The sequence below is a fragment of the Candidatus Saccharibacteria bacterium oral taxon 488 genome (assembly GCA_010202465.1).
Lineage (GTDB): Bacteria > Patescibacteriota > Saccharimonadia > Saccharimonadales > Saccharimonadaceae > Nanosynbacter.
On the sequence record CP047919.1, the window covers coordinates 432,355 to 453,231 of the forward strand.

Annotated in this window: 19 protein-coding genes and 3 tRNA genes; 7 read left to right on the forward strand and 15 right to left on the reverse strand. The window is 52.3% G+C overall.

Annotation, left to right across the window (positions count from 1 at the left end; translation table 11 throughout):
• Nucleotide 1: 1 nt before the first annotated feature.
• From GWK76_02380 to dcd, 4 genes are all read right to left on the reverse strand, one after another.
• Complete coding sequence (locus GWK76_02380; protein QHU92159.1) at nt 2-3,370, reverse strand: DNA-directed RNA polymerase subunit beta; 3,369 nt, start codon at nt 3,368-3,370, stop codon at nt 2-4.
• Between the two features lie 169 nt (nt 3,371-3,539).
• The gene (locus GWK76_02385) at nt 3,540-4,202 is read right to left on the reverse strand and encodes a hypothetical protein (GenBank protein ID QHU92160.1); all 663 of its coding nucleotides are present in this window, start codon (nt 4,200-4,202) and stop codon (nt 3,540-3,542) included.
• A 25-nt stretch (nt 4,203-4,227) separates the two neighbouring features.
• A complete protein-coding gene (tmk, locus tag GWK76_02390; protein ID QHU92161.1) occupies nt 4,228-4,875 on the reverse strand; it encodes a dTMP kinase in 648 nt (215 codons plus the stop codon).
• Nucleotides 4,872-5,591: a dCTP deaminase gene (gene dcd, locus GWK76_02395; protein QHU92162.1), complete on the reverse strand. Its 720-nt coding sequence runs from the start codon at nt 5,589-5,591 to the stop codon at nt 4,872-4,874. Before dcd ends, tmk begins: the two co-directional genes overlap by 4 nt.
• 113 nt (nt 5,592-5,704) lie before the next feature.
• Here dcd and GWK76_02400 point away from each other — a divergent pair, with 113 nt between their 5' ends.
• The gene (locus GWK76_02400; GenBank protein ID QHU92163.1) at nt 5,705-6,202 is read left to right on the forward strand and encodes a dihydrofolate reductase; all 498 of its coding nucleotides are present in this window, start codon (nt 5,705-5,707) and stop codon (nt 6,200-6,202) included.
• 82 nt (nt 6,203-6,284) lie between these two features.
• On the opposite strand, the gene GWK76_02405 is transcribed toward GWK76_02400, so the two are convergent.
• From GWK76_02405 to GWK76_02445, 9 genes are all read right to left on the reverse strand, one after another.
• On the reverse strand, nt 6,285-7,223 hold the full coding sequence (locus GWK76_02405) for a thymidylate synthase (GenBank protein QHU92164.1): 939 nt from the start codon (nt 7,221-7,223) through the stop codon (nt 6,285-6,287).
• Nucleotides 7,224-7,348: 125 nt separating this feature from the next.
• Nucleotides 7,349-7,948, reverse strand: a complete 600-nt coding sequence (locus GWK76_02410; protein ID QHU92165.1) for an ATP-dependent Clp protease proteolytic subunit — start codon at nt 7,946-7,948, stop codon at nt 7,349-7,351.
• A 17-nt stretch (nt 7,949-7,965) separates the two neighbouring features.
• Nucleotides 7,966-9,252 carry a trigger factor gene (tig, locus tag GWK76_02415; protein QHU92166.1) on the reverse strand — a complete coding sequence of 429 codons (1,287 nt, stop codon included), beginning with the start codon at nt 9,250-9,252 and terminating at the stop codon, nt 7,966-7,968.
• A gap of 26 nt (nt 9,253-9,278) precedes the next feature.
• Nucleotides 9,279-10,616, reverse strand: coding sequence for a histidine--tRNA ligase (locus GWK76_02420; GenBank protein QHU92167.1), 1,338 nt, complete (start codon nt 10,614-10,616; stop codon nt 9,279-9,281).
• A gap of 63 nt (nt 10,617-10,679) precedes the next feature.
• Nucleotides 10,680-11,207 carry a TrmH family RNA methyltransferase gene (locus tag GWK76_02425; protein QHU92168.1) on the reverse strand — a complete coding sequence of 176 codons (528 nt, stop codon included), beginning with the start codon at nt 11,205-11,207 and terminating at the stop codon, nt 10,680-10,682.
• Nucleotides 11,208-11,290: 83 nt separating this feature from the next.
• Nucleotides 11,291-11,569 (reverse strand): DUF1905 domain-containing protein, encoded by a 279-nt coding sequence (locus GWK76_02430; GenBank protein ID QHU92169.1) that lies wholly within the window; start codon nt 11,567-11,569, stop codon nt 11,291-11,293.
• Nucleotides 11,570-11,665: 96 nt separating this feature from the next.
• Nucleotides 11,666-12,013: a VOC family protein gene (locus GWK76_02435; GenBank protein QHU92170.1), complete on the reverse strand. Its 348-nt coding sequence runs from the start codon at nt 12,011-12,013 to the stop codon at nt 11,666-11,668.
• Between the two features lie 70 nt (nt 12,014-12,083).
• Nucleotides 12,084-12,170, reverse strand: a tRNA-Leu gene (locus GWK76_02440).
• Between the two features lie 60 nt (nt 12,171-12,230).
• On the reverse strand, nt 12,231-13,835 hold the full coding sequence (locus GWK76_02445) for an FAD-binding protein (protein ID QHU92171.1): 1,605 nt from the start codon (nt 13,833-13,835) through the stop codon (nt 12,231-12,233).
• Between the two features lie 139 nt (nt 13,836-13,974).
• On the opposite strand from GWK76_02445, the gene GWK76_02450 reads away from it, so the two are divergent.
• From GWK76_02450 to GWK76_02460, 3 genes are all read left to right on the forward strand, one after another.
• Nucleotides 13,975-14,059 (forward strand) — tRNA-Leu (locus tag GWK76_02450).
• Between the two features lie 14 nt (nt 14,060-14,073).
• Nucleotides 14,074-14,150: transfer RNA gene (locus GWK76_02455), tRNA-Val, on the forward strand.
• A gap of 927 nt (nt 14,151-15,077) precedes the next feature.
• The gene (locus GWK76_02460; protein QHU92172.1) at nt 15,078-15,533 is read left to right on the forward strand and encodes a hypothetical protein; all 456 of its coding nucleotides are present in this window, start codon (nt 15,078-15,080) and stop codon (nt 15,531-15,533) included.
• An 11-nt stretch (nt 15,534-15,544) separates the two neighbouring features.
• Here GWK76_02460 and GWK76_02465 read toward each other — a convergent pair whose 3' ends face one another.
• Both GWK76_02465 and GWK76_02470 read right to left on the reverse strand, forming a co-directional pair.
• The gene (locus GWK76_02465) at nt 15,545-15,685 is read right to left on the reverse strand and encodes a hypothetical protein (protein ID QHU92173.1); all 141 of its coding nucleotides are present in this window, start codon (nt 15,683-15,685) and stop codon (nt 15,545-15,547) included.
• Nucleotides 15,686-15,861: 176 nt separating this feature from the next.
• Nucleotides 15,862-16,731, reverse strand: a complete 870-nt coding sequence (locus GWK76_02470; protein ID QHU92174.1) for a hypothetical protein — start codon at nt 16,729-16,731, stop codon at nt 15,862-15,864.
• A 240-nt stretch (nt 16,732-16,971) separates the two neighbouring features.
• Between GWK76_02470 and GWK76_02475 the strand changes: the two genes are divergently transcribed.
• The 3 genes from GWK76_02475 (at nt 16,972) to treF (ending at nt 20,876) form a co-directional block, all read left to right on the forward strand.
• A complete protein-coding gene (locus GWK76_02475; GenBank protein QHU92175.1) occupies nt 16,972-17,211 on the forward strand; it encodes a hypothetical protein in 240 nt (79 codons plus the stop codon).
• Between the two features lie 150 nt (nt 17,212-17,361).
• Nucleotides 17,362-19,185, forward strand: a complete 1,824-nt coding sequence (gene typA, locus GWK76_02480; protein ID QHU92176.1) for a translational GTPase TypA — start codon at nt 17,362-17,364, stop codon at nt 19,183-19,185.
• Between the two features lie 92 nt (nt 19,186-19,277).
• Nucleotides 19,278-20,876, forward strand: coding sequence for an alpha,alpha-trehalase TreF (treF, locus tag GWK76_02485; GenBank protein ID QHU92177.1), 1,599 nt, complete (start codon nt 19,278-19,280; stop codon nt 20,874-20,876).
• Nucleotide 20,877: the final 1 nt, after the last annotated feature.

Below are 20,877 nucleotides of genomic sequence, written 5' to 3' on the forward strand. Positions count from 1 at the left end.
CTTACGCCTCCTCCTTTATTTCTTCTACTTCGTCAATATCTTGTACGCTCATACCGGCCTCGATGTCGCCGATGTCGTCTGATTCATCTAAGTAAACTTGGTCATCGTCATCGTCGTCGCTCGCGGCTTGTGGCACGGTCTTGTCAGCTGGGCCACTGGAGGCGATGACATGCTCAGCGTCAACCACGCCGCCCTCGTCAAGCAGATCAACCCGAAGGCCCAATCCCTGGAGCTCCTTGACAAGCACGTTGAAGGATTCTGGCAGTTTTGGCCCGACGATTGGCTCGTCCTTGATGATTGACTCGTAGGCCTTGGCACGGCCATACACGTCGTCAGACTTGATAGTTAGCATTTCCTGCAAGGTCGCCGCAGCACCGTAAGCTTCCAATGCCCAGACCTCCATCTCGCCGAAGCGCTGACCACCGTTCTGTGCTTTACCGCCGAGCGGCTGCTGAGTAACCATGGTGTATGGACCAGTTGAGCGGGCGTGAATCTTGTCAGAGACCATGTGGTGTAGCTTAATCATATGCATCACGCCAACTGTGGTGCGCTCTTCAAATGCTTCACCGGTCCGACCATCAAAGAGTTGTGATTTACCATCGCGGGCAAAGCCTGCTTTTTCTAATTCATCAGAAATCGTGGCTGACGGCACACCATCAAACGACGGCGTCGCCACACGGTAACCTAGTGCCCGCGCTGCCATACCGAGGTGCGTTTCAAACAGCTGACCGAGGTTCATACGGCTCGGCACACCCAGCGGGTTCAAGATCACGTCAACTGGCGTACCGTCTTCCATGAATGGCATATCCTCGACCGGCAGTACCCGCGCGACCACGCCCTTGTTACCGAAGCGACCAGCCATCTTGTCACCGACACCGATCTTGCGCATCTGCGCCACAAAGATTTGGATTTGCATCAACACGCCGGCCTTGAGCTCGTGGCCATTCTCGCGGCTAAAGATCTTGACACCGACAACCTTGCCGCCGCCAGCATTGTTCATGCGCTGTGAAGTGTCACGGACATCCTTGGCTTTTTCACCAAAGATAGCGCGCAGCAGACGCTCCTCAGAGCTAAGCTCCTGCTCGCCTTTCGGCGTAATCTTACCAACCAAGACGTCGCCAGCCTTGACCTCAGAACCAATTTGCACGATACCATTTTCGTCTAAGTGACGCAGACTGTCTTCTGACACATTCGGAATGTCGCGGGTGACGATCTCTGGGCCGAGCTTGGTCTCGCGAACCTCCACGTTATAATCCTTGATATTAATGCTGGTCAAGCGATCGTCCTCCACCAAGCGGCGACTGAGGATAATCGCGTCCTCCATGTTGTAACCACCCCACGGCATAAAGGCCACCGTCAGGTTTCGCCCCAGCGCGATCTCGCCCTCGGCAATTGATGCGCCCTCGACGAGGATGTCGCCCTGCTTGACCCTATCGCCACGCGCCACGCGAACCTTTTGGTTGTAGCAGCGATCGTCATTATTCTTGACAAAGTGCCGTAGCGTATAGACCTTGACGCCATCAGCGTACTTGACATGAATTTCATCAGCGTCAGCCCGCACTACTTCGCCATCAGCCTCGGCCTGGATCAGGTGGCCACTATTCTCGGCCACCGCCTGCTCAATACCGGTACCGACAACCGCTGGCTCTGGCGTGAGCAGCGGCACTGCTTGGCGCTGCATGTTCGAGCCAGTCAAGGCGCGGTCGACGCGGGTTTTTTCGATAAACGGCACTAGCGCCGCCGTCGAGCCGAGGATCTGCTTGTGAGCAGCGTCCATAAAGGTAACTTCTTCGACGTCAACCTGACCTGGCTGGAGGAATTTACGGGCGCTGACACGGCTGTCGGTGAACGACTTGTCGTCATTCAAGCGTGCTCCGGCGTCGGCGATGACTTCGCTGGCTTCCTGGGCAGCATCCAGATAGACCACTTCGTCTGTCACCCGACCATCGGTGACGCGCAGGTATGGCGTCTCGATAAAGCCATACTCATTGACACGCGCGTAGGTAGCGAGGTTCAGCACCAGACCAACGTTAGCGCCCTCTGGCGTCTCCACCGAGCAGATACGGCCGTAATGCGTTGGGTGAGCGTCGCGCACGTCAAAACCGGCGCGCTCGCGGCTCAAACCGCCCGGCCCCATCGAGCTCAATCGGCGCTTGTGGCTCAGTTCGGACAGTGGATTGACCTCATCGAGGAGCTGACTGAGCTGCGAACTAGTAAAGAACTCGCGCACTGCTGCCACCACTGGTCGTGCATTGATCAACTGGCTCGGCGTGACGTTCTCCATATCAGCCACACTCATCCGGTCCATGGCGTTGCGCTGCATTCTGAGCATACCGACGCGGAACTGACGGGCAATCAGTTCGCCGACTAGCTTGACGCGGCGATTACTCAGGGCATCGATGTCATCAGCTGGCTCTTGGGTGTTGTTGAGGCGAATGATTTCGCGGATGATGGCCACCAGGTCACTCATCTGGAAAATACGATTCTCAGCGGTGTTAGCAACGTCCAGACCCAAACGCTGGTTCATCTTGTACCGGCCAACTCGACTATAATCAAATCGCTTGAAATCAAAGAACATTCGCTCAATCATCTGGCGCGCATTATCAACTGTCGCCAAGTCACCCGGCCGCAGGCGACGATAGACTTCGATCAGCGCTTCATTGGCGCCACGCGCAGTGTCTTTTTCGAGCGTTTCTTGAATGTAGCTGGTCTCGCCCGTGTCAATGTCAGCAAACAGTTCGCGAATTTCTGACGTTTTTGGATGGCCCAAAGCCCGCAGTAATGTCGTCACTGGCAATTTACGACGGCGGTCAATCTTGACATAAATCGTGCCATTGGTTGCCGTTTCAAACTCCAGCCATGCACCACGACCTGGGATCATCTTGGCACCGTAATAGTTACGGCCAGCCACCGTATCGGCGGTAAAGAACACACCGGCTGAGCGAATCAGCTGGCTGACTACTACGCGCTCCGTACCGTTGATGATAAAGGTACCGCGCTCGGTCATCCATGGATAATCACCGAGGTAGATTTCTTGTTCCTTGACTTCGCCCGTGACTTTGTTGGTTAGTTCGACGGTTGCATGCAGCGGCGCTTCAAACGTCAAATTGTTTTCCTTGGCGAACTGGTCGGTGGTCTTTGGCTCGTCAAAATGATAGCTGCCGAACCGCAGTGCCAACTTCTGACCAGTATAGTCGTCAATTGGGTTAATTTCTGAAAAGATTTCGCTCAAACCATCCTCGACGAACCAGCGCCACGAGTCCTCTTGGTGAGCGATGAGATTTGGCATGGCGATCGCACTGTCTGTTCCAGTGAAAAAGACGCGCGCGCCACGAGTGGTCTGTTGAGCCACAGGCGTTACTCCTCGCATTGATTATAATTGGTGATCACGGCCGGAAGATCTCTTAGTCTCAGCACGAGCCTGAGGTTTGCCCGCCCATCAAGCTCGCCCCTCGCTAAAACTACACTACTTCACTGTGACACATTATGACGCATAGGACGACGAATTGCAAGAGAAAATAAAGAAAAATTGACTATTGTTAAGCAGCGGCTAGTTCTAAACGAAGGCACACTTCACCCAGTAATCTAGCCGCACGCTCACCGTCAGTGATCGTCGCTAACCATTCCCAGCTTCCATCGGTTTGAAGTTGCGCCGTATGTAGTCGATAATTACCAGCGACACCGCCAACCGAGTCACGTTTGACAATACGGCTAACTTGGTGATTTTGCGGATTAATATCTTTGACGTGACCCGGTAGTAGTAGAGCCCGCTCGTCAATATACATACCAAGATATGTTGGCCGATTATTTGGCCCAGTCTCATGATTAAGTACCGCATTTACCAGTCCCCGAAACAGATCCCAGCGTTTCATATTTCTAGCCCCATACCGCTCGAGATATATCAGATTATTATCCTGTACATCCGGAATATCTGAGGCCAAGCCTAAGGCATCGGTTCGACCTACACTTGCTGCCGCCTTGATTGACGCATCTGCGAGCGCAACATAGATACCACCCTCGGCAAGATCGGCTTGCCTCCGAAGTACTTCGGGCGTAAACTGTTCAGATTGATACAATCGCCTTGTCTCGCAAGCGCTGATATCTGGCTTCACATGTACGAGAGACTCAACCCACAAGTGGCGTAGCTCATCACACAATGAATCGGTAATATCACCACCACTTAATCGAACTGTCTCGATCATGTCCTCTCCTGTTTATGAAAATATACTACAAGTATCGAGTAATGCTGTCAAGAATCCGCGCGTGTACTTCCTTCGGCGTGCCGGTGGCTGACAATAGCGGGATATTTCGCTCGGCGGCGATAGCCTCATAGGCGTGGTTAACCCTGTCCTGAAACGACTGCTCACGCGACTCAAATGTATCAGGATGAGTGATGCGCCCGCGCTCCGCGATGCGTTGCTGGCGCTGGGCGTCACTGAGTGTCAAGACCACCATCGCGTCCGGCTGCAGGTATCGCTCATCGGTAAATAACTTTGTCATCCGCATAATCTCCTCTGTGTCCAGTTCGTCACCATAGCCCTGATAAGCCAGTGTCGAGATATAATTACGCGCACTGAGGACGATTTCGCCGCGCTGCAGAGCTGGCTGAATCTTTTCGCGCCACAACTCGCGCCGCGCCGCCGAAAACAACGCTAGGTTAATTTCGCTAGAGCGCACTAGATTGCCATTCTTGACAATACGCCTCAGTTCATTGGCTACGGGCGTTGACTTTTCTGGATCGTCGCTACCTGGCTCTTCGACCACACACACTACATGGCCGCGCGCCTGAAAATAATCCGCCAGCATGGCTACTTGGGTTGACTTGCCGGTGCCGTCGTTGCCTTCGATGACGATGTATCGACCGGGACGGTTCATTTGATACCCTCGCTTAGCCCGACGATAGTCACCGGTGCATGACGCCGATCCTTGAACGCCCGCGGCAGCATCGTTTCTGGACGCCAGCTATGGATGAGCTCAGCAAGGTCGTCAGTATGCTGATATTTGCCGCTGATGCCGCCACGCCCGTCAGCGTAGCCACCATCCACCGGCCCGGTCTGGTGAAAAATTAATTGCCCGATGCGCTCGCCGACTGGCAGTACCACGCTTTCGTGCTTGTTCAAATTGTAAATCTCGAGCGTAATCCGATTGATATAGCCCGGATCGATCCAGCCGGCATCAAAACACACCGCCACGCCGTTACGGCCCCACGAGCTGCGGCTTTTCACCTCAGCCGCGCCGCCGTGCGCCCGAATCCCCACAAACTCGTGGGTATGCGCCAAGATCCGCTCGCCAGGGCGCAGTACAATGATTGGATGATCGTCCGGAATATTACGAAACCGCCTAAAGCCGTTATGTTCGCACCACTCGGCGTGCGGTATCGCCATCAGCGGCCCCTTAAAATACCGCGCCACCTCCGCTTCGTCAAATGGATTATAGACGCTTGACTGATCGTCAAATTCCTGTTTATAAAAATAATGTCCCAGCGTAAAATCTAGGCTAGCTTCTGACACATTGTCTGGGTCAAACGGCGTACAGACGATCGTTCCCTCCTCGATTGCTGCCAAAATTTCCCGGTTTGAATACACGCTCATGCCGCGCCTCCTCTTGTTTATCTTACCTCACTCCCCCGAGTGATTCTATTATGACAATATTTACCCGCTCGAGCAAGCTTTTCGTAAATTTTACATCATGCTAGACTGGGGTTATGGAGAAAGCCATCATCGTTGCTTATGGTACCAACCGCGCCATCGGCCGAGGTGGTGATTTGCCGTGGGGGCGGAGCTTGCCAGCAGATTTGGCGAATTTCAAGCGGCTAACCAAAGGTAGCGACGTCATTATGGGCCGAAAAACCTTTGAATCAATCGGCTGCCGTCCGCTGCCAGAGCGTGAAAACATCGTCATTTCCTCGCGGCCGACGGGTGTTAAGGGCGTCCTCACCGCAGTGAACCTAGAAAGCGCCCTAGCGCTAGCTCGTTACAAAACCTTCATCATCGGTGGGGCGCGGGTGTATGGCGATGCGCTGAACACACCAGAGATTGACACTATCTACGCCACCGAGGTCGACGCTGCATTCCCAGACGCTGACACCTTTTTCCCCGAGATTGACATGACCACCTGGCAGGAAGTGAGCCGCGCCCATCATCCGGCAGACGACAACAACGCCTACGATTTTGATTTTGTGATATATCGCCGGATAATTTAGCTAGGCTCAATTCCCAACACCTTTGGATAATTTAGTACGCCAACAAATTACTAAACAGTTGCCGAAGACTGGCACGAACACATTACACCGCAATCGGCGCCTTGATCGGTGGATGATGTTCATACCCCTCTAGGCGAATATCATCAACGGTAAAATCGTCGATATTCTTGATATCCGGATTCAGCCACAGTTTTGGCAGCGGCAGCGGACGGCGCGACAACTGCTCATCGACCTGCGCGTGGTGATTATTGTAAATATGCGCGCTATTCAGGGTGTGGATGAATTCGCCGGGCTGCTTGTCAGTTACCTGGGCGATCATCGACAGCAGTAGGGAGTAGCTGGCGATGTTAAACGGCACGCCGAGGAACATATCTGCCGAACGCTGGGTCAGCGCCAAGTCCAGCTTATCTTTCTCACCGTCCTCGCCTGGCCGCACATTAAACTGGAACATGGTGTGGCACGGCGGCAGTCCGCCCGACTGTACGATGTCATCAATTTCCGCCACATTCCAAGCACTAACGATATTGCGCCGCGATGTTGGATTATTTTGTATCATGTCAATGGCGTTTTGGATTTGGTCAAGCGTCCCGCCCTTGCCATCCGGCCATTTGCGCCACTGCACGCCGTAAACTGGCCCCAGATCACCCCATTCCTCGGCAAACGCGTGGTCGGTTGCAATTCGCCCAATGAATTGCTTCATGCCAGCGCGCCACTCCTCGCCATTGATCTCCGGGATACTTTGACCGGTTTTCTCCAGATAATTCTTGTACGGCCACTCGTCCCAAATATGCACGCCGTTTTGCGCCAGATACTCAATGTTGCCCGTACCCTTGAGGAACCAAAGCAGCTCATGTGCCACGCTGTTGAAATATAATTTCTTGGTGGTTATCGCCGGAAACCCATCCGCCAGATCATACCGCGTCTGCACACCAAATACTTCCGTTGTACCGGTGCCAGTCCGGTCACCTTTCCCCACACCGCTGTCACGAACGTGCCGCAGCGTATCTAGATATTGTCTCATAACCCCTCCTCGTCTTTTCTTAATTATGACAATATCTCAGCGCAACCACAAGCGAAAATAGCGGTAGTTTTCACAACGTCACGCCATATTGAATACATTTATGAATCGCGGGGGCTTCTTGGAGCCTACGATAACTTGCTCAATACCTTATCCACCAGTCCATACTGTACTGCCTCCTGAGGGCTCATCCAGTAGTCGCGCTCCATGTCGGCCTTGACCTTAGAGAGCTTCTGTCCGGTGTTTTTGGCCATGATTTTGGCCAGCATCTCCTTCACTTCCAGCGTCTCTTTCAGGTCAATTTCCATGTCGGTCACCTTGCCCCGCGTACCAGAGGACGGCTGGTGAATCATCACCTTGGCGTGCGGCAGGCAAAATCGCTTGCCCTTGGCGCCAGAGCTGAGTAGAAACGCACCCATGCTGGCCTGCAAGCCAATGCCATAGGTCGCCACGTCCGGCTTGATAAAATTCATGGTGTCGTAAATCGCCATGCCATCATAGACACTGCCGCCCGGACTGTTGATATAGAGCGAGATGTCCGCCCCTGGGTCAACGTACGCCAGGTGCAGTAGCTGCGCCACCACGCTGTTAGCAGTATGCTCGTTAACCTCCTCGCCGAGGAAAATAATCCGCTCATTGAGCAGCCGCGAATAAATATCAAACGCCCGCTCGCCGTCGGCCGACTTTTCGATGACAGTGGGGATGAGATAGCTAGCTGGCCTTGTCATATGTACTCGCCGAAACCTTATTTACTATTCAGCTCAACCAGCTTGTCGATCGTCTTGTCGGTGATCATCCGATTGGCGATGTCACGGTGGACGTTTGGATCGTCAAATCGCGCGGCCAGCTTGGCGTCCTTGCCGTACTGCTGCTTGAAGGTGGAAATTTGCCTATCAAGCTCCTCGCGGCTAACCTCTACGCCCAGCTCCTTCGATAGCTCAGCCAGCACCAGGCCAGCCTTGACCCGCTTTTCAGCCGCCGGGCGAGCCTCTTTTTTCTGCCAGTCGGCTTTATCCTTGAAGCCTTGCGTCTTTAGATACGAGTCCATTGTCAGGCCGCGATATGACAAATTTTGCATCAAGTCTTGTTCAATTGACCGCATCTGATCGTCGATCAATAGCTCTGGCAGCGCTACCTTGGAGCTATCCGCCAATTCCGCCACCAGCTCATCCTTGAGCTTCTCCTTGGCCTCGCGCTCTTTTTGCGCAGTGATTTCGCGCTTGATGTCCGCCTTGAGCTCTTTGATGTCGGTGAACGGGCCGCATTTGGCGGCAAATTCATCATTGAGCTCCGGTAGCTTCAGCTCATTTACTTTGTGCAGTGTCACGCTAAACACCACCTTGGCGTCGGCTAGATTTTCAGCGTGATAATCCTTCGGAAATTCGAGATCGAGATCAAATGTCTCGCCGGCCTTGTGACCGACCACGCCCTCTTCAAAGCCGGGGATAAACTGACCGCCACCCAGCTTCAGGGCAAAATCCTTGGCCGAACCGCCGTCAAACGCCACGCCGTCTTTCTTGCCAACAAAGTCGATGATCACTTCGTCGCCATCCTTAGCTGCGCGCTTGACCTCGGTTTTGTCGACAAAATTCTGCTGCATTCGTTCGATAATTTCATTGACGTCTTTGGCTTCAACCTTGACGGCCTGAGGTTTGGCCTTGAGCTTTTTGTAATCGCCTAACTTGACTGGCGGCACAACAGTCGCCTCGGCGGTAAACTCAACTTCTTGATTGGGAACAAATTTCTTGACCTCAACGCTCGGCCGCTCTAGCGCCTGCAGCTTCTCGTTCATAAAGGCCTCAGCCACCGCCTTGGACAGGGCGTTGTCGAGTACCTGCTCCTGGAGCGCCATTGGATTGACGTGCTTGGCAGCCACGCTGACCGGCACTTTACCCTTACGAAATCCCGGCACCTTGAGGTCGCGCGCCATCTTGGTCAGCGCCACCTGCTCAGCCGCATTCAGCTCGTCCGCCCCCAGCGTAATTGTCAAACAAACCTTGGTATCTGATAGTTTCTTTACAGTCGTCTTCATGACTACCTATTATAACAGGGGTAACGCTAAATCTCAAACGCTGCGTCGTCATCACCGTCGTAGCGCCGATCCTTGACCACGCTGATCATTCGCTCGAGGCTGACTTTTTGTTCGGTTGACTCGATGAGATTCTTGATCGTGTAGACACCCGAAGCGATCTCTTCCTCGCCGACAAACGCTACGAATGGGATGTTCTTTTTGAGCGCGGTTTTCAGCTGCTTGTCTAACTTACGCCCACTGAAATCTAACTCGGCCCGCACTCCCTCGCTGCGCAGCGACCGCGCCAAAGTATCTGCACCACCTAGCGATGCCGCGTCCACCGCGATGATGTACACATCGGTATGCGTCGTTAGTTTTGGCAGTAAGTCATGCACCTCGAGGAACTGCTGCATGGTCGTCGCACCGAGCCCCACGCCGACCGTGGCGACTGGCTCAACACCGAACAGTCCGACCAGCCCATCATAGCGCCCGCCGCCAAATAGCGCTCGATTATTCTCCGGCGAATTATCAAAAAACTCAAACACCGTACCAGTATAATAATCCAGCCCGCGCATCAGCGTCACGTCGAACATCGCATTGCCGATGCCTTTCTGACGCAGCAGGGTCATCACCTGGCGAAGCTGCTGGACACTCGGGCTATCCGCCAACTCCTCCGACAGGTCATCGACACTGCGCATGCTGATTAGCTGCGCCAACTTTGGCAGGCCTGCCTTGGCCTCTTCTGAGCCGAAAATCTCGATGGCTTGCTCGCGGAAAGCTTCCGGCGAAATCTTATTCTTTCGATCAAGTAGCCGCGTCATCATCTGGGCGCCGATCACATCGAGACCGAGAAACCCGCTCATCAACTGATTGATCAGCTGGCGATTATTCACCCGCACCGTAAACATGTCTTCGCGCGCACCAAAGTTCATGATGCTGCGGTAGCCAAACTCGATGATCTCCGCGTCCGCCCACGGCCCTTCCGCACCAAACAGGTCGGCGTTCAGCTGCCAAAACTCGCGCTCCCGTCCGCGCTGCGGCCGTTCGTAGCGCATGAAATTAGCGATAGAATAGAGCCGGGCCGGCATGGCCAGTTCCTGGCGCCGACCGGCCACCATGCGGGAAATCGACGGCGTCATCTCTGGGCGAATTGCCACCTGACGACCACCACGATCGGTAAATAGATACGTCTGCTCGCCCGCTAATTCCTGCCCCGACTTGGCGGTGTAAATATCCAGCGGCTCGAGCAAGGGTGCACCGTACTCCTCATACCCAAAACTCTGCGCCGTGGCGTGCCACACCTTGAAAATATAATTCTGCAGGCGCTTGTCCTCCGGGAAATAATCGCGCGCGCCCTTATAACTCTGGGTCGATAAATTGCTCATGGTTGCTTTTATTGTGGCATAGTGGGGCGAATTTTTCAATAACACCCGGGGCAGCGTCGGATATCAACCGAGCACATGCTGCTGCAACCAGCAATACATCGCCACAGTCGCTGCCGCGCCGACGTTGATGGAGCGGGTTGAGCCAAATTGCTCAATGGCAACCATCTTGTCCGCCGCCTGCGCCATCTCCTCGGAAATGCCCGGCCCTTCCTGGCCAAACACCAGCACCACGCGCTTCGGCAAGGTCGTCTCCGACATATTGATACTGCCCGGGATATTATCAATCGCGATGATTATCCTGCCTTCAGACCGCATTAACTCAACAAACTCCGCTGTCGAACCAACATAATGCACGTGCAAATATTTATCCGTCATCATGGCGCCGCGCTTGTTCCACTGCCGCCGCCCGATGACATAAATCTGCCGCACGCCAAACGCATTGGCACTCCTGACGATCGTCCCCATATTAAAATCCCGCTCGGTGTTCTCCAGAGCAATCACCAAGCCATGATCCTTGGCGTCCAGCTCTTTTATAATCTCCGCCTCGCTCTGACCTTTGAATTTGTCAATCACATTTCGCGTATCTTGCATCTCTGTTATTGTAGCAAACGCCAGGCAAAAGAGACAAAAATCTTATCATCATGAGGAATGCGGTTCACACTCAAGCTTCCACATTATCTCACAACAAACGACACCTCGATCACATCGCCGATGGTGATCTGCTCTTTCTGGCGGACTTTCGCGGGTAGCGCCAGAAACTGCGAGCCGTCACCCATTGGCAGTAGCGAGGTATGCCATGATGAGCTGCCAACCGTGGCTTCTACTGCCACCAAACCTCTCTCTGCAAGCGGCTTGAGCTCGTCAGTGTATTCCTGAGGCGCGGCAACGTAATGCCAGCCGCCAGCTTGTGGAAATAAGCATACCTCGGCTGTAAATGCGTATGGTTTTGCCACGACTATTTTACCCCCCCTCTGCTGCGTTAACTACTGCGAACGTTTCATGGTCCTATCTTTTGTCTTTCCAATTCCACCATTTTTATCCATATCAACCTACTCCGACCAAACAGCAAGCTCATTGCCCGCCGGGTCTTGAAAATGAAAGCGTTTACCGCCAGGAAAATTAAATATCTCTTTGGTAATCGAAGCACCGGCTGTCTTCACCTTGTCGTAGACCGCCTGAATGTCAGTAACATAGATCACTGGAAGCGGAGCCGTTGCTGGATCCTCGGCATTGATACCACTACCCACGCCGCTGTCGTTTGTGTCCGCATAGTCATCACCCCATTGTTGATATGACCAACCAAATACCTCGGTAAAGAAGTCTTTTACTGCGTTCAACTCCTCCACGCTCTTTGCTGGAAACTCTATGTAGTCGATATGGCTGTTCGCCTTACTCATACGGTTATTATATCACAAGAAAAACCGCCCAAATGAGCGGTGATTTTCTTGTAATGCAGTCGTCAATTCTTGGTGCGGATGAAAGGACTTGAACCTTCACGTACTTGCGTACACTAGCACCTGAAGCTAGCGCGTCTACCAATTCCGCCACATCCGCGTGACTACCGAGTATTATACACGACCGGCCGCTCCTCCGCAAGGAGTTTGCCTAGCCGTTTCAGCCCACCAGCCGGCACCAAGCATTTAACTCTTCTGCCAGCTGCTTCATCGGCACAGCAGTCTTGATGCCTGGCGCGAGGATGCCTTTTGGATCAAAGATGTGCTTGATTTTTGCATACAGATCACGTTCCTCGGGCGTGAGTGTTGGCTGGACAAACGCGGCCTTGAGCCGACCCTCGCCACCAAAGCCCGCGAACGACCCTTCGTGACTGGCCACGATCCGCACCATGTCCGAGCAGAGTTTGAGGAGGCGCTGGCGGTCACTGACCTTTTTGCTCGAGAATACCGGATAGCTATTGACCATGCCAGTCGTCGCGTCGATAAATAGCGGCATGGCCACGCCGTATTCTTTCTCGAGTGCACGCATCGACTTGATAAAGCCGTCCAGCTGCACGCCCGGCAGCCACATCCCCGAGAATACCTGCGGCATGACACCGTGCTCATCGGCGGGATGCTCCGCCAGAGTCAGCACTGAATGCAGCGTAAACGCCTCTTTCATTTCTATGTTGCGTAGCTCGACCTTTGCTGCCGTACCACCACGAAGCGCGCGCAGTAACTTCTTGGCAGCCTTGCTACGCGCGCGGTCCGAAAACGCGTGAAAGAATGCCACCACCACGCCACCGCGATAGCATTCTTTTGGCGCCCATGCTAGTTTTTTACCCTGGGCTGCCGCCCGCGAGAAGAGCCGCCCGTCGATCAGCTCGACTGTCGAGGCACCCGCTTGGAGCGCTGTGTCAACCGCCGCCTGCGCTGCATTCATTGAACTATAGGCCGCGCTCACCACGGCCAGTTCCGGGTGGATAAAGTCAGCCTTCATGATCAGCTCGCCGATGATACCGAGGCTGCCTTGAGCACCGACAAACAGCGGCGTGAGGTCGAACGAGCCGTCGCGCTGCCGCACCTGAGCAATACTCGAAAAGCCGGCCATTTCTGGCGCGCCAGCATCAATCCGAGCAATCAGCGCTTCATTATCCGTTATCAAATTATCCAGCTGCCGGTACAATTCGCCCTCAAACGTTGCCAGGCCCTTTTTCTTGCTCAGCTCGCGCTTTGACAGCCGGCCGGTCTGCACGATATCGCCAGTTGATAAGACAACTTCCATCTGGTGAATCGACTGGCTCAATAGACCATACGCCGAGGACAGCATGCCAGCCGCTTCAGTACTAATTGCGCCGCCAATCGTCCCGTCCTCACCCGTCAATGAAATTTCCGGCAAGCCCAAGCCCTTATGCGTTGACAGCACCGCTTGCGCCGCTCTGTGAGAAATACCCGACTGGAGGTGGATCAGCTGCTGCTTGGGGTCAATTCCGACAACATTATGCATATGTGCCGACATGTCGATAGCGATACCACGCCCGATCGCTGCGCCCGTACTGTCCGTGCCGCATCCGCGCGCATACACCGGCAAGACGTGGCCCTTCTCCGCTAGCTGCGAACAAAACCGCAAAACCTTGCGCACATCACTCGTGTCCGCCACTCGTGCGATCAACTCCGGCCGGCGCGCCAGCACGCTCCCGTCCCGCTGCGCATCCGCCAAAGCACCGTCATGCGTCACCACTTCACCCGTCAGATGTTCATTCAAATACGTCGCAACCTTATTCATAGTCCCCCTTTTTCTGTTAGTTTCATGATAGCACGGTCGAGGTGGGGCGTAAAGTGTATTGCTTGAGTGCAGCGGGTTGTGTATAATTGAGGGGTAGATGCGCCTGAAAGTACCGTGCGCGTCTTTGACAGTTAGCTATGCGGATGTGGTGGAATTGGTAGACACGCATGCCTTAGGAGCATGTGCCTCACGGCGTGAAGGTTCAAGTCCTTTCATCCGCACCAAGGTTTTATTTCATGGGAGATTAGCTCAGTTGGCTAGAGCGCACGATTCACATTCGTGAGGTCACAGGTTCGAGCCCTGTATTTCCCACCAGTTAATATTGATATGAATAAATATGGAATCTTTCTACGTTACATCGACCCATCTTGACATAGAAATGGAAACCGAACCTCATCCATCTGGTTTGGTTATATTTTCACGAAAGCTATCGCCCGACGGAGAGCCAATAGGACACATAATAGTGTCTCCTGAAAACCATCACACGGATATATACTGTAAGTATCTTGAGGAAAACGAGCCGCTACTATCAGAGCGTAAAAGATGGGGGGTGAGTATCGCGCAAGACTCTAGCCGAGACAATGTAGCTCCAAACTATTTCACGCGAGTAGAGCCCGCCTATGGAATATGCATACCCTCATCCGACAATATACCTGATTGCCCCGCCCTGCTAATAGCCGAAACAAGGAACAGAAGAGTATCGGAATTAGTCCATCAAAGACTAGGTATAGATCCAATACTAGTTAAAATGGCGACTCAAGCGCTAGGAATAGTGATGGAGGATTCAGATATTCTACATAGTGCTGACGACAAAACCAGATTAATACATTTTTCCAAAGATCAGCTTAATGAACAATCTGTGACCATCTATTAAAGACCCTATGGTCAAAACTAGCTATTAAATACAATCCCCCCTACTCTTTTTATTTTCTTTCACTCATGGTAAATTTATTTTATATTTAAGGGGAGGGTCTGCGATTAACATCAGACCATAGTCGCGTACATTTCGCGCATTGAATTCTATTAACTACACTCATGATCAGCCTAGTGCGAGCTTCGCCATAGATACCCGAGTCCGTTCAGCACGTGTACTCTCCGTGGGTCGGCTTATCTGATAAGTACACATCCCCCCCCTCAGAGAGGGTCATCCCCGCATAGTCATATGATATCATCTCTGCGGAGTAGGTCAAATCCAGCTCATCCTACTAATTTTTGAATACCTGTGCTATATTAAGAAGCAGCATGAAAGAACAATGGCGTTCATCACCCCAACCACGAGAGCAAGAGCCACCAGCAGCTCAGCAGTCAGAGGCCATACCTGGCGTAGATGCAGCTCCGGGGGAAATATCTCGCAAGGAAACAGTGTGCGAGGGATGCGGACGGCCATATGGACGCACGAGAGAACTTGGGGAAATAGCGACAAAAGGGATGGAAGGAATGGCTAAAAAAGGCGGTAGACACCCCAAAGAATACAGCGAGCATAGATCGCCTGATATGCAAGATGATTCATCGTATGACTTGACTCGTCCGTTTAATATTCCTCCGGAAAAACCAGGATGGCATTCGGCAGAAACTGTCGAAGCAGAGCACAGGGCGTATATGCGGGGCAAAGACGGTATATTCATGGCCAATATGAGGCAATGTATAATTGCCGGATTGCTTGATGTTGGCTATGATTACGAGTTACATGCTAGGTAAGAGCATCGTGTTCATGAACGACACAGTAACAGGTAGTCGTAGCACCATGTCACCACAAACTGACCAAATCCCGCCGCGAGCATAGTATCAGTTACATCCAACACCGCCTTTGGCATGAGCTGGGGAACGAGGTATCCTGCACTGCCGTACACTCTGATCCTTTGGGTATCACCTACCACGATTGATATTTCAAGAGCATAGCCTTGGTATTAGTAATATTTACTGCGGTATTGATAGCTCGCTCTTCAAGCCATACCACGTCTGTCGGCAAAACCTCCTTCTCTATCTCCACCGCGAAATTAACTTTAGCCTGGCCAATATTGTTAGTTTAAATTTTTATAGATGATTCATAGTTAACACGATCCTCTAGGATCCTTATAAAATCCTTTATAAAATGAGTGAATTGATTAATAAAGTTACATATCGTGATCCATACCATAAGCTCTATAATCAGCGGTGTATGCTTAAAATATACAGGTATACCTACAGTGGTTGTTAATCCAAATATATCTATATCTACTTTATCGGGTATGGCGATAACTGATAGCACAAAAGCAGCAATGAACATACAGGACCAATACTTAACTAATGGCTTAGCCTTCGTTATACTTGAGGCAAATGATGGTTTCATTATTGGAATATCCTGCATTTTTAGGCTCATGCCTTTTTCGTCACTAGGTAAATACTTATCAACGATTTCATGTGTAATCGCATAATAGCGAAGAGTATCGTCTATCTTTAAGTATTTATCGTATTGCATAAATTGATATGTAAGTCTATCTGGATGATACTTACGTATGATATTATCAACCTCTTTATCCGCACACTCACCATTCTCTATAAATATGCCAAGATACGTAGTAATTAGATCTCGATTGGTAGGCGAGGCTTTGATATCGCGTATCATTTCTTGCTTGTCAATCAGATAAGATAACTTATTAAGTACTGAATTGTTGTTTTTCAACCTATTGTCAATGTGATGTTTATCCTCTTTTTCTGCAGATATGGCAAATAGAATACTGGTAATTAAAACTCCACCCAAACAGAGCTCGGAAGACTGTAGTATTATGCCTATATATGAATCATTCTTAACGGTTAAAAAGCCGCCACATTTAAATAAGATAAAGCAGCCCACCACGAGAAGGTGCTTTTTTCTAAGATGCTCTCTCAGGAGAGGCTTTAGTTTCTTATATAGCAATTTGCTACACTTCATACCCAATAAGTTGTCTCCAGTCTACCCACTATGTTAGCACAGTTTATAATTATTCAAACACTAGGCTTACCCATCCCAACAGGAAAGGAGTACCTTATGTGGTGTGGTCGATAATTTGTATTGTGTTATGCTAAAAGATAGAAAACACTCTGCCCCCACAAAGAAAGGATTGTTTTATATACTCGAGTGTTGCATAATAGTTGTGCAATTAATCGAGGAGGCGATGTGAAAAAAGGTAACCTAAGAGCAGAGGCTGCGCCCAAGACTCATACACTAAAGTCAATTGAGGACATTGATCCCGTGGATCGTCCCGCTGAAATGAATAGGCTCGCAAAATTAATAGAGGAGGAGCTTGAGAAAGATCCGAGCATTCCTCGTGCTTTGGGTGAAGTCGCTTCCCGTGAGGGCGTCGATCGCGAGACGATTTTACTAGGATATCGATACTTAACACAAAAGTCCGAATAGAGTATAATTCGTCACCACTTATTCCATTACCTTAAATTTTAATAGCTGCACGCTCAATTATATGCGCTTTTAGTCTTGTGTCATGAGGTCACAAAATTATGCTATAATGGCGTAGAGGAAGGTCTGCGATTAACATCAGACCATATTTTTATGAAGGACGCTAGCAAGATTCGAAATACTGCCATTATTGCCCACGTCGATCACGGCAAGACGACCATGGTTGATGGGCTGCTCAAACAGTCGCGCACATTTCGCGACAACCAGGCCGAGATGAGCCAGGAATTGATCATGGATTCGGGCGATCAGGAGCACGAACGCGGTATCACCATCACCGCCAAACAGACCTCGATTTTTTACGGCGATTATAAAATCAACATCATCGACACGCCGGGGCACGCTGATTTTTCCGGCGAAGTCGAGCGAACGCTGCAGATGGCGGACGGCGTGCTGCTGATCGTCGATGCGCAAGAAGGACCGATGCCGCAGACAAAGTTTGTGCTGAGCAAGGCGCTGGAACTGGGGCTGAAACCGGTGGTGATTATCAATAAAATTGACAAGCCTGCCCGGCGAATTGCCGAGGTTGAAGATGAACTGAGCGATCTGTTTTTGGAGCTAGCGACCGACGACAGTCAACTGCATTATCCAATTTATTATGCCGTTGGGCGCGATGGCAAGGCGTGGCGGGAGATTCCTACCAACCCGAGCGACAACGCTGATCTCACACCGATTTTTGAGGCGATTATCAACGATATCCCGGCACCGAGCGTCACGGCTGATGGTGGGTTTCAGATGTTGGTAACTAGTTTGCAGTACGACACATTCCAAGGCAAATATGCCATCGGGCGGATTGCTCGCGGGTCGGTCAAGCGCGGCCTGGCGGTTAGCTTGCTGAAACACGGCGAAGTGTCAGGTTCAGCGCGAATTGAGAAAGTTTTTGGTTACCGCGGGCTGAACCGCGAAGAGCTTGACGAGGCGTTTGCTGGCGACATCGTGGCGCTGGTTGGCGTAGCTGAAGCGCATATTGGCGATACGATTGCCGACAAAGAACAGCCGGAAGCCTTGCCAGCGATTGCCATCGAAGCACCAACGCTGAGCATGTACCTCGGCCCAAACACTAGCCCGATGAAAGGGCGCGAGGGAGAATTTACCACGTCGCGGCAAATTGGCGACCGATTGCGGCGAGAGCTGGAGACCAACGTGGCGCTGCGCGTTGAAGAAAACGGCATCGGCTTTACGGTATCTGGCCGCGGTGAGCTGCACCTCAGCGTCTTGATCGAGACTATGCGGCGCGAAGGCTTTGAGTTCGAAGTCGGCCGCCCGCAAGTGGTCACCATTACTGAAGACGGTGTCGAAAAAGAGCCGATTGAGGAACTACAAATCGAAATTAGCAGCGAATTCATCGGCGCGATCAGCCAAGAACTCGGTGCCCGCCACGCTGAAATGAAGTCGCAAGAAACCACCGCCAGCGGCGCTACCCGCATCACCTACGTGCTGCCGACCAGGGCGTTGATCGGTCTACGCAACGTACTCTTGACCGCCACCAAAGGCACAGTGATTATGAATTCCCTGCCGTATGGCTATCAACCGCTGGGCGGTAAATTGCCAAAGACCCGCGGCGGCGTGCTCATCGCCTTTGAAGCCGGTACGACGACGCCGTATGCACTGCAAGCGGCTGAGGCGCGCGGCGAACTCTTGATTGGACCTGGCACGGAAGTCTACGCTGGGATGATTGTCGGCATCTACAACCGCCAAGAAGACATTGAAATTAACGTTTGTAAAGCCAAGCACCTGACCAACATGCGCTCCAAATCGTCCGACGGCACGGTACAGCTGACACCATTCACGCAGTTCAGCCTGGAGCAATGCATCGACTTCATCGAGGACGACGAGCTACTGGAGGTGACGCCAAAATCCTTGCGCCTGCGTAAACGTTACCTCGACGCTAATGAGCGAAAGCGCGCCGCCAAGCGGTAGACCCCGCCCCGACAAACTCCCGATTGACAAAATACATAAGAAACTTAACGTTACTATAGATTATCCCACGGTAACACGCTATACTTAACCATATGCTTCCCAAAAAAACCACAACAATTATCAAGCGCACGTTAGCACGCACCGCCCAGCGCATTACACCGATCGACCGTAAAGATCCCGACGAAAAGCTCGGGCAGTTGTTTCATGAAGTGCAGTCACACCGCGTGTTTGCCGATGGTAAAACTTTCGTCGATCTCGTACCGCGAAAGCGAGCCACCCGCATCCTCCAGGAGTATCGCCTGGCCCGACGTGATCCCAACTTTCGGCTGGATGAATTTGTGAAGCTACATTTTTATGAATTTGAATCGCCGATCAAAAAGGTGAGCTTTGTCCAGGCTGACTCCGCCAGGCAGCACGTCACCAACCTTTGGCCGCTGCTCATTCGCCGCGCCCACAAGTCGAAAGGTTCGCTGATCGCCCTGCCGCACGACTACGTGGTGCCGGGTGGTCGGTTTGCCGAGCAGTTTTATTGGGATACGTATTTTATCATGCTGGGTCTGGCGGTGGACGGCAAGTGGAAGCTGATCGACGGCATGATGAAAAATTATGTGTACATGATTCAGCGTTTTGGTTTCATCCCGACTGCTAATCGGACGTACTTTCTCAGTCGCAGCCAGCCGCCGTTTTTTGCAGCGATGGTCAAGCTCCTCGCCAGCAAGCCCGGCCGGCGCGCTCCGAGCTTGACGTACCTCGAGTACTTTCCCTCACTACTGGCCGAATATAAATTCTGGATGAAAGGCCAACGCAAGCTTTCGAGCATCGACTTTATGGCCACCAACCGCGTGGTAGCTATGCCTGATGGCCAGGTACTCAATCGCTACTACGACGACAAGGCCACGCCGCGCCCAGAAAGTCGCCGCGAAGATATCGAAACTGCCAGGAACAGCCGCTCCGCCAACAAGGCCAAGGTCTACCTCGACCTGCGGGCCGGGGCTGAGAGCGGTTGGGATTTCAGCTCACGCTGGTTCAATGATCCACACGACATTGAAACAATTATGACAACCGACCTCGTGCCGGTTGATCTGAACTGTTTGTTATATGAACTAGAGATGACGATCGCGCATTGTTACGGCGTACTGCGCCAGGCGCCGCTCAAGAAACGCTTTATTCGCCTGGCCGAGCGCCGGGCCGAGAGCATCCGTCAGCACTGTTGGAATGAAACCGACGGCTTTTTCTATGATTATAATTTCCGCACCGGTCACCAGACGAGCCACGCCACACTGGCCGGCGTCTTCCCGCTCTACAGTGGTATCGCCACCAAGAAACAAGCCAAGCGCGTGGCCGAGAAATTAGAACGCGAGTTCTTACGCGACGGCGGACTACGCACGACGCTGGTTGACAATGGTCAGCAATGGGACGCGCCAAATGGCTGGGCGCCGCTGCAGTGGGTGGCGGTTTGCGGCTTGAAGCGGTATGGGCTGGATGAGCTAGCGGAGGAAATTAGAAAGCGCTGGCTGGCTTCGACCGAGCGCGTCTTTACTGATCAGGGCAAGATGATCGAGAAATATGACGTTGATAGCGAGTCACGCATTGGCGGCGGTGGTGAGTATCCGTTGCAAGACGGCTTTGGCTGGACCAACGGCGTCTACGCGGCGCTGTATGATCGGTTTGATGAGCGCTGCCCGAGATAGG

Excerpts from the sequence above, each read along its gene's own strand:
- tmk (QHU92161.1), bottom strand. The coding sequence starts at position 4,875 with ATGAACCGTCCCGGTCGATACATCGTCATCGAAGGCAACGACGGCACC.
- GWK76_02420 (QHU92167.1), bottom strand. The coding sequence starts at position 10,616 with ATGAGCAATTTATCGACCCAGAGTTATAAGGGCGCGCGCGATTATTTC.
- tig (QHU92166.1), bottom strand. The coding sequence starts at position 9,252 with ATGAAGACGACTGTAAAGAAACTATCAGATACCAAGGTTTGTTTGACA.
- GWK76_02380 (QHU92159.1), bottom strand. The coding sequence starts at position 3,370 with ATGCGAGGAGTAACGCCTGTGGCTCAACAGACCACTCGTGGCGCGCGC.
- GWK76_02400 (QHU92163.1), top strand. The coding sequence starts at position 5,705 with ATGGAGAAAGCCATCATCGTTGCTTATGGTACCAACCGCGCCATCGGC.
- GWK76_02385 (QHU92160.1), bottom strand. The coding sequence starts at position 4,202 with ATGATCGAGACAGTTCGATTAAGTGGTGGTGATATTACCGATTCATTG.
- GWK76_02445 (QHU92171.1), bottom strand. The coding sequence starts at position 13,835 with ATGAATAAGGTTGCGACGTATTTGAATGAACATCTGACGGGTGAAGTG.
- GWK76_02460 (QHU92172.1), top strand. The coding sequence starts at position 15,078 with ATGAAAGAACAATGGCGTTCATCACCCCAACCACGAGAGCAAGAGCCA.
- GWK76_02405 (QHU92164.1), bottom strand. The coding sequence starts at position 7,223 with ATGAGACAATATCTAGATACGCTGCGGCACGTTCGTGACAGCGGTGTG.
- GWK76_02435 (QHU92170.1), bottom strand. The coding sequence starts at position 12,013 with ATGAGTAAGGCGAACAGCCATATCGACTACATAGAGTTTCCAGCAAAG.
- GWK76_02410 (QHU92165.1), bottom strand. The coding sequence starts at position 7,948 with ATGACAAGGCCAGCTAGCTATCTCATCCCCACTGTCATCGAAAAGTCG.
- dcd (QHU92162.1), bottom strand. The coding sequence starts at position 5,591 with ATGAGCGTGTATTCAAACCGGGAAATTTTGGCAGCAATCGAGGAGGGA.
- GWK76_02425 (QHU92168.1), bottom strand. The coding sequence starts at position 11,207 with ATGCAAGATACGCGAAATGTGATTGACAAATTCAAAGGTCAGAGCGAG.
- typA (QHU92176.1), top strand. The coding sequence starts at position 17,362 with ATGAAGGACGCTAGCAAGATTCGAAATACTGCCATTATTGCCCACGTC.
- treF (QHU92177.1), top strand. The coding sequence starts at position 19,278 with ATGCTTCCCAAAAAAACCACAACAATTATCAAGCGCACGTTAGCACGC.